Raw genomic sequence first — 11,449 nt, 5'->3', positions numbered from 1 at the left:
ACGCTGCCAGCGATCAAATCGGCAGCTTGATGACCCCGGCTCTTCCACTTATAAATTCGATCTGACTGTCCGAACCAACGGCGCCACTTCTGCCCGAGGGGGCGTGACGCGACGAAAACCGCATGCGTGAGTGATCCAATCACGCATGCGACTGCGCGCAGTGTTCAGCTGCCGGTGCGCGCCTGGGCCAATGCGGCGAGATTGCCTTCGCCGAAGCCATGATGCCCCCGGCGTTGCACGATCTCGAAGAAAATCTCGCCGGCGCGACGCCGCACGAAGGTCTGGAAAAACAGCAGCGGCACGCCGTCCGCGCCGATCTCGCCATCTACGAGCACATGCGTGCGCCGCAGTCGCTCGACATCGAGCCCGTGGCCCGGCAAACGTGCATCGAGCTGCTCGTAGTAGCGCGGCGGCGGCTCGACGAATTCGACGCCGTTCGCGAGCAGACGCTCGACGCACGCGAAGATGTCGTCGGTGGCGAGCGCGATGTGCTGCACGCCTTCGCCGGGATGATCGGGCAAATACTCGTGCATCAAGTTGGTCCGGCCCGTGCCTTCCTCGTACAGCGGCACGCGGATCGCGCCGCACGGCGACACCATCACGCGCGATTCCGCCGAGACATGCCAGTTGGCGTGCAGCTCGCGGATCTCGCGGAAATTCAGCAGGTCGCGATAGAAGTCGATCCACTCCTGCATGCGGCCTTCGCCAACGGTTTGCGTCAGATGGTCGACCGCGATCAGGCCGCTGCCCGCGTGATTCAGATCGGCTGCGGCCGTGTCGATTTCGATGGGCCGGAAGTCGATGTCGAAGATCGAGATATCGCCGAGGCCGCCGCGCTGACCGCCGCGCCCGCGCCAACGATCGACGAAATAGATGTGCGAATCGCCGATGCCTTGAATGGCCGGAATCAGCAGTTCGCCGGCACCGAGGCGTTCGCCTTCGAACGCCCACGCGCCGAGTTCCACCGCGCGTTCGAACGCGCGCTGTGCGTCGGCGACGCGAATCCCGATCGCGCAGATGCCGACCCCGTATTCTTCCGCGTAGCGCGCTGCGAACGAATCGGGCTCCGCGTTGATCAGGAAATTCATCTCGCCCTGGCGATACAGCGTCACATCCTTGCTGATATGACGCGCGATCGCCTTGAAGCCGAGCCGCGTGAAGGTCTCGCCGAGCGCCTGCGGATCGCGCGCGGCGAACTCGACGAACTCGAGGCCGGCCGTGCCGAGCGGATTGTGCTGCGGCGCCAATACGGCGCGCTGCGCGGCCTCTGGAGTGGGCAAGTCGCTGGGCATGGCAATCTCCTTGTACGGTCCTTCGACGCGGGGCCGGTCTTTCCGGGTTCGGCGCGAAGTGTTCCGGTCGTTCGCGAGGGGCTGCGTGATGCGTGCTCGCTCGTGGCGCGCACTCGGCGTGCCGCAGGAACAACGGTCTGTGGCGGCTTTCGCACCGTGTTTTTACACCGGGTCGCGGGGCGTTCGCAACCGTCTGCCCCGCGCGACCTCGCGCACCGCCTCGATGAACGCGCGTCCCACCGTCGACGGCTGCGTATCCGAGCGACGAATCAGCCCCACCGGCTCGCCGGTGCCCGCAAACGGCAGCGGCAAGCGCACCAGCATGCCGTGCGCGAGTTCGTATTCGACCGCGCTTTGCGGCACGAACCACACCGCGCCGTTTTCGAGCGTCAGCGCGCGCCCCGTGGATACCGACAACACCTCGACGAACGCCGACAACGGCGGCACGCCCCACGCGCCGAGCAGGCTCTCGGCCGATTGGCGGATCAGCGTGCCGAACGGCGGCAGCACGATCGGAAATTCCTCCAGCGACGTGGCGGGCAAGGCCTTCCCTTGCGCCAGCGGATGCCCGGCGCGCACGACCGCGATCAGCGGCTCGGTAAACAGTTGCTCGAAACTCAGGCCGACCATCCGCTCCGGGTCCGCGAGGCGGCCGATCGCGAATTCGATCGACCCCGCTTTCAGGCGTTCGAGCAATTCCGGATTTGCGCCGGTCGCGAGGCGCACGATCACGCGCGGCCACTGCGTCGCGAACTGTCTCAGCACGGGCGGTACCAGCACCGCGGCGACAGTGGGCAGCACACCGACTTCGAGCGTCGCGGCGGCCGCGCCCTCGGCCCGCGCAAGCAGATCGACGCCCTGGCGCAGCGCGCTCACGCAGGCGCTCGCGTGCGGCATGAAAAGCTGCCCCTCGCGCGTCGGCACTGCGCCGTGACGGCCGCGCTCGAACAGCTTCACGCCGAGAATGGTCTCCAGCTCGGCGACCGTCTTCGATACCGCCGGCTGCGTGATGGACAAACTGTCCGCCGCCCGCTGGACGCTGCCGAACTGCGCGACGGCCAGAAAGCACTGGAGATGACGGAATTTGACGCGGCTATCCGCGAGACTGCGTTGCATAACGGAAGGTTATACGAAACGGGCAAAAACGTCATTTTTCATAACCGCACGCTTTGTATAAAGTGCGAGTCATAACGTCGCATCCCCCCGATTCCTCCAACGGAGACACCTCATGGAAGATTCAATTCTTTCGCCGCGAGATTTCGCGTCCCATCCCGAGTACATCTATCCGCCGTACGGTTCGTCGGTCAAACGCGGTCCGTCGCGTCCGCTGATTCCGCTGAAGGAACGGCTGCGGGACCAGCGCGTGCCGGTCTACGGCACCGACGACCTCGACCCGCTCGACAGCGACCTGACCCGCAACGCGGTGCGCAATGGCGAACCGCTCGGCGAGCGCATCATCGTGACGGGCCGTGTGCTCGACGAAGGCGGCCGCCCGGTGCGCAACACGCTGGTGGAAGTCTGGCAAGCGAACGCCGCCGGCCGCTATGTGCACAAGGCCGACCAGCACGACGCGCCGCTCGACCCGAACTTCCTCGGCGCGGGCCGCTGCATCACCGACAACGAAGGCCGTTACCGCTTCATGACCATCAAGCCGGGCGCGTATCCGTGGGGCAACCATCCGAACGCCTGGCGTCCGCAGCACATCCATTTCTCGCTATTCGGCGACCACTTCGGCTCGCGTCTCGTCACGCAGATGTACTTTCCCGGCGATCCGCTGCTCGCATTCGACCCGATCTACCAGGGCACGCCCGAGCACGCCCGTGAGCGCATGGTCTCGAAGTTCTCGCTCGACACCACGCAAGAGGCCTACGCGCTCGGCTACGATTTCGACATCGTGCTGCGCGGCCCGAACGAAACCCCGATGGAGCGCTAAGCCATGACGACTCTCAAGCAAACGCCTTCGCAAACCGTTGGTCCGTACTTCGCCTACGGTCTTTGCCCGCAGCAATACGATTTCGACTTCAAGAGCCTGTTCACGAACGTTCTGGCCGACATGGAAGCGGCCGGCGAGCACATCACGATCGTCGGTCAGGTGTTCGACGGCGACGGCAAGGTGATCGGCGACGCGATGATCGAGATGTCGCAAGTCGACTCGAACGGCCACTATCCGGAATCGCGCGAAGAAATCCTGAAGACCGGCTTTCACGGCTTTGCGCGCGTCGGTACGGGCACGGATCCGCACAAGCGCTTCATCGTCGAGACGGTGAAGCCGGGCCGCGCGAATCCCGACGAAGCGCCGCACATCGACGTAATCCTGACGATGCGCGGCATGCTGCTGCACACGTTCACGCGCATCTATTTCGAGGACGAAGCGCGGGCGAACGAGCAGGACACCGTGCTGGCGTCGGTGCCGGCCGAGCGCCGTAATACGCTGATCGCGCGCCGCGTTGCCGGTACGGCCAACCTGTATCGCTTCGACATCCACATGCAGGGCGATCAGGAAACCGTGTTTTTCGACCTGTGATGCGCGATTCGTCGCGAGACTCCGCGCAGTAAAGATCGAGCCCGCCTTGCGCGGGCTTTTTTTCGCGCGGGCGTTTCGCGGTGCGCCTGCGCGCGCTCAGCAGCGGAAATGATCGATGCTTTGTCCGGCGTGAATCGCGCGCGCGAGCCACGCCGGTTTATCGCCGCGACCGTCCCACGTGTTACCGAACGCGTCGCGATACAGCACTGCGGCCACGGCGTTCGCATCGGCTTCGAGCGATTCGGCCAGCGCTTCGAATGTGATGCCGTGGTCGTCCATGCGTCGGCGGATCCACGCGATCATGCGCTCGCGCAGGTTCTCGTCGCGTTCGAACAGTCGTTGTTGTCCTTCTCGTTGTTTCATAACGTATTGGTGTCGCAGCTCTTGCTGGCATTAGACAAACGGGCAACTCGCATAGCAACGCGAGGCTCGTGCGTAATTCAATTTGAATGGAAGCAATTCGACGAATTCACGCGATCCATGCAAATGCGTGAAAACCCGCATTTGCAAGAGATGCCTGTCAGATCCTGAATTAAAGCGCCTGAAGTAAAGCGCCTGAGTTGAAGCGCTGGAATCAAGCGAATCGGCTACTCGAAAAATCGGCGTGGCTCGAATTGCGCCCGTGTTTCGCGTCGTGCGTCGCCTCGTCGTGACGAGGGAGCTTCCGCGTATGGAAAGTCATTCTAGCATTCGATGTATTTGGGCCGCAGCAAAGAACTTTTTCTAATTTCACTGATTGCGCGACTTCCGAGTTTTCGGTATTCGTGGCTTCCGCCGCGCGACTGGCGGACAATGCGAGACTCTGTATTCGCCAGAACATCTGGCATCGGCCCGACATCAGGAGACACGACCATGCCCGCCTCGACCGCCATCCTCACGATCCTCGCCGCGCTGCTATTGGGCGCGATGAGTCCGGGGCCCAGCTTCGTCATCGTCGCACGCAATGCGATCGGTCTGTCGCGCGGCGACGGTCTCGCGACAGCGCTCGGCATGGGTATCGGCGGTGTGTTTTTTAGCGGCATCGCGCTGCTCGGGCTTTATACGCTGCTCGCGACGGTCGAATGGCTCTACGTCGGGCTGAAAGTGGCCGGCGGCGTCTACCTGGTCTATCTGGCGTCGAAAATCTGGCGCGGCGCCGCGAAGCCGCTCGCGTTCAGCGAAACGCGAACCGGCAGCGGCGGCAATCCGCGCAAGTCGTTCTGGATCGGCTTGAGCACGCAGCTCAGCAATCCGAAAACGGCTGTCTATTACGGCAGTATCTTCGCTGCGCTGCTGCCGCAGCATCCGCCGGTGTGGTGCTATTTCGCGCTGCCGCCGGCGATCTTCGCGATCGAGGCGGGCTGGTACACGATGGTCGCACTGTGCTTTTCGAGCCAACGGCCGCGCGAAATCTATCTGCGCTGGAAGGGGTGGATCGATCGCATCGCCGCGAGCGCGGTGACCGCGCTGGGCCTGCGGCTGATTTTTAACGCGCACAAGGTGGGAATTTGACGGCAACCCGAAGCGGCGCGCACCGTCGTGACTCGATGCGCGCCACTCGCGCCGCCCTGAATCAGCGGTAATCGCGGCGCGTTACCCTTTTCCCTCCGCCTTGATCCGCGCGCGCAACTCGAACTTCTGGATCTTCCCCGTCGACGTCTTGGGCAACTCGCCAAAGCGCACCGCCTTCGGCAACTTGTAGCCGGCCAGAAACAGCCGGCAGTGCGCGATGATTTCCTCCTCGGTCGCCTGCGCGCCTTCCTTCAACTCGATGAACGCGCACGGCACCTCGCCCCACTTCGGATCGGCCATCGCGACCACCGCCGCCACCGACACCGCGGGATGCCGGTACAGCGTGTCCTCGACCTCGATGCTCGAAATGTTCTCTCCGCCCGAAATGATGATGTCCTTGCTGCGGTCGCGGATGCGGATATAGCCGTCGGCCGTGCGCACGCCGAGATCGCCGGTATGGAACCAACCGCCTTTGAAAGCCGCTTCGGTCGCGCGCTCGTTCTTCAGATAGCCCTTCATGCAGATGTTGCCGCGAAACATGATCTCGCCGATCGTTTCGCCGTCGTCCGGCACCGGCGCGAGCGTGTCCGCATCGAGCACCGCGACCGCCGCCTGCAGGTGATAACGCACGCCCTGGCGCGCGGTCAGGTCGGCGCGGATTTGATCGTCGAGCGCGTCCCATTCGTCCTGCTTTGCGCAGACAGCCGCCGGCCCGTAGGTTTCGGTGAGCCCGTACACGTGCGTCAGATCGAAGCCGATCTGCTTCATCTTCGCGATCACCGCGGGCGGCGGCGCGGCGCCCGCGACCATCGTCGACACGCGATGCGTGATGCCCCCGCGCCATTCGGCCGGCGCATTCACGAGCGAACTCTGTACGATCGGCGCACCGCAGTAATGCGTGATGTGTTCGCGACGAATCAATTCGAACACGATCTTCGCGTCGAACTTGCGCAGACAGACGTTGACGCCCGCGCGGGCGGCCACCGTCCACGGAAAGCACCAGCCGTTGCAGTGGAACAACGGCAGCGTCCACAGATAGACCGCGTGCTTCGGCATGTCCCATTCGAGGATGTTGCTCAGCGCGTTCAGATACGCGCCACGGTGATGGTAGACGACGCCCTTCGGGTCACCGGTCGTGCCCGATGTGTAGTTCAGCGCGATCGCGTCCCATTCGTCGGCGGGCGGAGTCCACTCGAAGGAAGGGTCGCCGGTTTGCAGGAACTGCTCGTAGTCCGTCGCGCGCATGAACTGCGCGGCGTCGGCGGGCTGCGCGTCGGCCACGCTGATCACGCGGAGCTCCGGGAATTCTAGCGCCGCGCGATGCGCGAACTCGCCGTATTCGGTGTCGACGATCAGCGCCTTCGCCTCACCGTGGCGCAGCATGAACAGCAGCGTCGCGACGTCGAGCCGCGTGTTCAGTGTATTCAGCACGGCGCCGGCCATCGGCACGCCGAAGTGCGCCTCGACCATCGGCGGGATGTTCGGCAGCAGCGCGGCGACCGTGTCGCCGCGGCCGATGCCGGCCTCGTGCAGCGCGCTGGCGAGCCGCCGCGCACGCTCATAGGTCTCGCGCCAGTTGCGGCGGATCTCCCCATGGACGATCGCGAGCCGCTCGCCATACACTTGCGCTGCGCGCACGAGGAAATCGATCGGCGTCAACGGGACATAATTGGCCTCGCGCCGCCCGAGGCCTTCGTCGAACATGTGCTGTGTCATTGCTTCGTCTCCTGAGGCGCGAGCCGCGCCGCCGATTGTTGACCGTGTTCTGTGAATGAACCAGGGCCTAGCCTAGCAATTGTCGTCATGAACTGTCTGTCATTCAAATGACAGAGTGGCGCGATTGTTCGTCGCGTGCGCGTGGTTTCGCGCGCTCGCCGCCGATCATCAGGCGATGGTGCTCGCCAGCGCACACGCCGAGCACTTTGAAGGCGGTGCGTGGATCGGCCGCCGCCAGCAACCGTCCGACTATTGGATCGGCGTGCACTCGGGGCTCATCAGGCTCGCTATCTACAACGCATCGGGCCGCAGCTGCACGCTGTCGGGCGTGCCGCCGGGCGGCTGGTTCGGCGAAGGCAGCGTGATCAAGCGCGAATTGCGCAAATACGACGTGGCCGCGATCCAGCCGTCGCTCGTGATGTTCGTGCCGTCCGCGACCTTCCATGCGTTGCTCGAATCGAGTCTGCCGTTCACGGGCTTCGTGATCCGGCAATTGAACAACCGGATGGGGGAATTCATCGCGTCGATCCAGAACACCCGGCTGCTAGACGTGGACGCACGCGTCGCGCAATCGCTCGCGCAGCTGTTCAATCCGGATCTGTATCCGGACACGGGTCGCACACTGGCGATTTCACAGGAAGAAGTCGGTCTGCTCGCGGGAGTGTCGCGGCAGCGCATCAATCAGGCGCTGCAGAACCTCGAGAAGCTGCGGATTTTGCGACTGTCGTATAACCGGATCGAGGTGCTCGATCTCGAGCGGCTGGCCGCGTACGGGCGGGAACAGATCTAGCGACGCGACTGGCGCTCGCTACCCGGCGCGCACGCCGCCCTTGCGCGTCGCGCGCGTTTCGAGAGCGTCGTCGGTCTTGAACAGCGCGAGCATGATCGCGCTCAACACGCCCGTTTTTTTCCAGCGCAGATAGTAGCGATGCGCGGTCTGGTACGGGACGTAGTGCTCGGGCATTGCGCTCCACGGCGCGCGCGCGTGCAGCACCCACAACACGCTGTTGAGCACGTGGCGAATTTCGATCGGCGGACGACCACGGCGCGGGCCGTCATCATGCAAGGTTTCAGGTAACAGCGGCGCGACCCGCTGCCATTGCTCGTCGGTCAGCTCCTGAACGACTGACGAGGTCTCGATGGATTCGGAAGATGGACTATTCATGCGTGAAAGCGCGCGCGTAAAACGCGTGCTGGCGTCGCTCCGAAAGTCGTGTCGATACGTCAATTCGCTCGAGACTACTCGCAGCTTGCCTGGGAGAAAGTCAACTTTTGTCACAGGAACGGCGCGATCACCAACAGCCGCTGGGGTCTGCGCGGCTCGGAAGACCTCTGCTCGGCGATACCTACGACCCGCTCACGGTCGGCAACTACAACGAGAACTCGTGGCTGCCTGGCGCGCTCGGCGCGGGGGTTTACGCCGATAACGCGATCAGGTACACGGGCACGTTCAAAGGCCTGACGGTGGCCGCGATGTACTCATCGGCACGAACTCGGAATCGACCGGCGACGGCGGCTTCTTGGGACAGGTGCCAGGCCATCTCGGCGCGGGCAACATGTACGGCTTCACGCAGTCGTACGCGGCGGGTCCGCTGCCGGTCGCGGCCGGCGTGCAGCAGAACAGCGACAACAGCAATCACAAGCAGACCATCTTCAACGCGAACGCGGTCTATGCGTTCAGCTCGACGAAACTGTACGTCGGCTATCTGCATTCGAAGGCGACACCGGCTTCGTCGACAGCGCGCTCGCGCAGCAGACGCTCGTGCCGGGCGTCGATATCGTCAAGGGCTCGGGCCGCATCGACAACGGACCGTTCGCCGGCGTCACGTGGCAGGCCACGCGCGCGCTGACGCTGACGGGCGCCGCGTACTACGACCACATGTCGAACGCGGCGATCGGCGCTGGTCAGCTCGGCAGTGGCTATCGCTACACGTTCGTCGCACTGGCCGAGTACGCGCTGTCGAAGCGCACCGAGGTGTACGGCACCGTCGATTTCGACAAGGTGTCGGGCGCGGCGTCGGTCGAACTGCCGGGCCGCGACAACCAGACCGGCGTTGCGCTCGGTTTGCGGACAATTTTCTGAATCGTTTCACGTCGTCATGGCAAAACGGGCGTCCCAGGGACGCCCGTTTTTTCGCCCCGCATACGGAAACCGGCTCACCGGTCTGCCGCCCGCATAAAAAAAGGTGCCGCGAACGGCACCTTTGTGTACTACAGGCAGCTTCTGCTGAAGCTTAGAAGCGGTGACGCAGACCGACCGTAGCAGCCGTCTGGTTCTTCGACGACGAGGTCGGAACCGTGTTGTCGCCGCTGTAGATCGAAGCCACGCCGCCGTCACCCATTGCGTGCTGGTACACAGCCTGAGCGTAGACGTCGGTGCGACGCGACAGCGAGTAGTCAGCCTGCAGGCCGATCTGGTGGTAACGGGTCTTCATGTCGTTACCGTCGGCGTTGATGCCGTAGCCGCGCGCGTCGGTGAACGTGTACGCGACGCCGAGAGCCATAGCCGGGGTCACGTTGTACTTGCCGTTGATTTCGTAGTTGTTGGTGTGGCCTTGACGCTGACCAGGAGCTTCACCAACCAGGTTGTCGACGCGCGATTGCGTCCATGCCACGCCAACCAGCGCCGGGCCGAAGCCGTACGAAGCGCCTGCGCCGAACTGACGCTGACGGAAATCGCCTTGCAGCACGCCCGCGGTGTTCGCCAGAACGCCGTCCGATGCGCCGCTTGCGTTAGCAGCCGGGTTGTTTTGCTGAGCGTAGGCAGCACCGAGGTGCAGGCCTTGCCACTGGTATGCGGCGCCCAAGCTGTACTGACGGTTGTTTGCGAAGCCACCAGCCTGGTTCGAGAAGCCGTACGTGCCGCCGAACGTGAAGCCAGCGTAGTTAGCGCTCGAGTACTTGACCGAGTTGTTGACCGACAGACCACCGTTGGTGTTCAGGTTGTCGTTGTTGAACGGGTGCGCGAAGTACGTGCCGCCCCAGCTGCCCGTTGCGGTCAGCGGTGCGAGGTAGTCCTGCGCTGCGTCGTACTGGCGACCCAGCGTGACCGTACCGAATTGCGAGCTCGACAGACCGACGAAGGCCTGGCGGTTGAACATGCCGTTGTTGTTAGCGTACTTGCCGTTGTTGATGTTGAAGCCGCTTTCCAACGTGAAGATTGCCTTCAGACCGCCGCCCAGATCTTCCGAACCACGCAGGCCGAACATGCTCTGGTTGATGCCGCCGCTACCTGCTGCCCACTTGGAGTTGTGGGCAACGTTGCTGGTGTACGTCAGACCTGCGTCGAGCAGACCGTACAGGGTCACGCTGCTTTGTGCGTGAGCGACCGAAGCGAACGATGCGGCAGCCGAAACGACGATGAGACTCTTTTTCATGGGAACTCCAATTCGAAAAATTTATACGGGGAGCAGGACCTGCTTCAGCAGCCGATGCATCGCATTTGCCGCCGCCCGCTTGGCCGAACCGTGGGGATCGACCGGGCACCCTTGAAGCGAAGCGTGAGTGTAGGGGGACACCCTGGTACCGACGCAGGCAATTCCCGCAACAGGATCTTTCGAAATTCGCAACAATGTTAGAGCCGATGGGGATAACTTCTTGTTTTTCCACCGTTTATTGCAAGATCGAGGGGCCGGATCGACAGCTCCAGCCAAAACGAATTTGCAACGCCTCAATATCCTGAGTTGCGCGTTTGCAACAGTGCTTTAATACGCGTGACGTAATCGGGTCGGAGCAAACTGACGAAAAGACCGGCCGATATTTTTTGTAATCAAATGGTTGAAGTGACGGTTTTCCGCGTCGTTTGAGATTTATTTTTGGAGCGCCGGAACTTAATAGAGTTAAATGCAGTCCTGCTCGCGCATCCGCCAATTAATGGTTTCCGGCGGGGCGATTAACTCGTCGAATCACCAAGACGGCTTATTCACCTAATCTTTATTGACCGAGGCAGGCAATCGCTGCCGCCCCCGAGCAGCGCAACGGTTCGAGCCCACCGCGTCGAATCAGCATTCGCTATTGAGACACTGCCATTGCGGCGGTCTTCTGATTTCTCGCTTTAGCGAGCACCCTCTGTCACGTCTCTATAAGATGCGCGTGCGATTCGAAAAAACCTTCAGCATGGGCGTTGCCCGGAGGTGAATTGCGACGCCGGCCACCGCGTGACAAGACCCGCGCTGAAAGCGGACGGCATGCATCAACAAGCCTTTCGCATTCAATTAAGGGCGGGGTTGCGCCCGCTTTTACACGGGGTTTCCCTGATTACGCGTGATCACCGCTTATGGCTGGCGCGGAGCGCGCTTAAGCGCCTCCTCGTCCGCGGGCGAGGAGCCTGGCGCGAGCGGGTCGGTGTCGGGCGGTGTGTGGGGCAACGGACGCCCCTCGCCGGGGTTGAGGCTGGCACTGGGTCGCCCAGCTGAGGCAGCCGAAG

General features: G+C 63.1%; 9 protein-coding genes and 2 pseudogenes. 5 read left to right on the top strand and 6 right to left on the bottom strand.

The features are described from left to right. Positions 1 to 164: 164 nt before the first annotated feature. Entirely contained in the window at positions 165 to 1,292 is a 1,128-nt protein-coding gene (locus HWY30_RS23250; RefSeq protein ID WP_090808445.1) for a 4-hydroxyphenylpyruvate dioxygenase family protein, read from the bottom strand. Between the two features lie 162 nt (positions 1,293 to 1,454). Then, positions 1,455 to 2,408, bottom strand: coding sequence for a pca operon transcription factor PcaQ (gene pcaQ / locus HWY30_RS23245; protein ID WP_090808443.1), 954 nt, complete (start codon positions 2,406 to 2,408; stop codon positions 1,455 to 1,457). A 112-nt stretch (positions 2,409 to 2,520) separates the two neighbouring features. Here pcaQ and pcaH point away from each other — a divergent pair, with 112 nt between their 5' ends. Both pcaH and pcaG read left to right on the top strand, forming a co-directional pair. Beyond that, positions 2,521 to 3,225, top strand: a complete 705-nt coding sequence (pcaH, locus tag HWY30_RS23240; protein ID WP_090808441.1) for a protocatechuate 3,4-dioxygenase subunit beta — start codon at positions 2,521 to 2,523, stop codon at positions 3,223 to 3,225. 3 nt (positions 3,226 to 3,228) lie between these two features. After that, complete coding sequence (gene pcaG, locus HWY30_RS23235) at positions 3,229 to 3,816, top strand: protocatechuate 3,4-dioxygenase subunit alpha (RefSeq protein ID WP_090808439.1); 588 nt, start codon at positions 3,229 to 3,231, stop codon at positions 3,814 to 3,816. A 96-nt stretch (positions 3,817 to 3,912) separates the two neighbouring features. On the opposite strand, the gene HWY30_RS23230 is transcribed toward pcaG, so the two are convergent. Further along, entirely contained in the window at positions 3,913 to 4,179 is a 267-nt protein-coding gene (locus HWY30_RS23230) for an H-NS family nucleoid-associated regulatory protein (protein WP_090808437.1), read from the bottom strand. Positions 4,180 to 4,668: 489 nt separating this feature from the next. On the opposite strand from HWY30_RS23230, the gene HWY30_RS23225 reads away from it, so the two are divergent. Beyond that, positions 4,669 to 5,307 carry a LysE family translocator gene (locus HWY30_RS23225; protein WP_090808434.1) on the top strand — a complete coding sequence of 213 codons (639 nt, stop codon included), beginning with the start codon at positions 4,669 to 4,671 and terminating at the stop codon, positions 5,305 to 5,307. Between the two features lie 81 nt (positions 5,308 to 5,388). Here the strand turns inward: HWY30_RS23225 and HWY30_RS23220 are convergent, their stop codons facing one another. Further along, on the bottom strand, positions 5,389 to 7,023 hold the full coding sequence (locus tag HWY30_RS23220) for an acyl-CoA synthetase (RefSeq protein ID WP_090808432.1): 1,635 nt from the start codon (positions 7,021 to 7,023) through the stop codon (positions 5,389 to 5,391). Positions 7,024 to 7,147: 124 nt separating this feature from the next. Here HWY30_RS23220 and HWY30_RS23215 point away from each other — a divergent pair. Then, positions 7,148 to 7,813 (top strand): annotated as a pseudogene (locus tag HWY30_RS23215) (Crp/Fnr family transcriptional regulator); the annotation flags it as partial. 18 nt (positions 7,814 to 7,831) lie between these two features. On the opposite strand, the gene HWY30_RS23210 reads toward HWY30_RS23215, so the two are convergent. Further along, positions 7,832 to 8,188 carry a transposase gene (locus HWY30_RS23210; RefSeq protein WP_090808428.1) on the bottom strand — a complete coding sequence of 119 codons (357 nt, stop codon included), beginning with the start codon at positions 8,186 to 8,188 and terminating at the stop codon, positions 7,832 to 7,834. 143 nt (positions 8,189 to 8,331) lie between these two features. Between HWY30_RS23210 and HWY30_RS23205 the strand changes: the two are divergent. Continuing rightward, positions 8,332 to 9,106: pseudogene (locus HWY30_RS23205) on the top strand (porin); the annotation flags it as partial. Between the two features lie 151 nt (positions 9,107 to 9,257). Here HWY30_RS23205 and HWY30_RS23200 read toward each other — a convergent pair. After that, positions 9,258 to 10,400 (bottom strand): porin, encoded by a 1,143-nt coding sequence (locus HWY30_RS23200; protein WP_090808426.1) that lies wholly within the window; start codon positions 10,398 to 10,400, stop codon positions 9,258 to 9,260. Positions 10,401 to 11,449 lie beyond the last annotated feature (1,049 nt).

Origin of the sequence: Paraburkholderia tuberum STM678 (assembly GCF_902833905.1) — a bacterium.
Taxonomy (GTDB): Bacteria; Pseudomonadota; Gammaproteobacteria; order Burkholderiales; family Burkholderiaceae; genus Paraburkholderia; species Paraburkholderia tuberum.
The sequence above is the reverse complement of the archived record's forward strand: the minus strand, read 5'-3'. Positions and strand labels throughout refer to the sequence as shown.

Coding starts and splice junctions, on each gene's coding strand:
- HWY30_RS23250 (WP_090808445.1), bottom strand. CDS start 1,292: ATGCCCAGCGACTTGCCCACTCCAGAGGCCGCGCAGCGCGCCGTATTG.
- pcaQ (WP_090808443.1), bottom strand. CDS start 2,408: ATGCAACGCAGTCTCGCGGATAGCCGCGTCAAATTCCGTCATCTCCAG.
- pcaH (WP_090808441.1), top strand. CDS start 2,521: ATGGAAGATTCAATTCTTTCGCCGCGAGATTTCGCGTCCCATCCCGAG.
- pcaG (WP_090808439.1), top strand. CDS start 3,229: ATGACGACTCTCAAGCAAACGCCTTCGCAAACCGTTGGTCCGTACTTC.
- HWY30_RS23230 (WP_090808437.1), bottom strand. CDS start 4,179: ATGAAACAACGAGAAGGACAACAACGACTGTTCGAACGCGACGAGAAC.
- HWY30_RS23225 (WP_090808434.1), top strand. CDS start 4,669: ATGCCCGCCTCGACCGCCATCCTCACGATCCTCGCCGCGCTGCTATTG.
- HWY30_RS23220 (WP_090808432.1), bottom strand. CDS start 7,023: ATGACACAGCACATGTTCGACGAAGGCCTCGGGCGGCGCGAGGCCAAT.
- HWY30_RS23210 (WP_090808428.1), bottom strand. CDS start 8,188: ATGAATAGTCCATCTTCCGAATCCATCGAGACCTCGTCAGTCGTTCAG.
- HWY30_RS23200 (WP_090808426.1), bottom strand. CDS start 10,400: ATGAAAAAGAGTCTCATCGTCGTTTCGGCTGCCGCATCGTTCGCTTCG.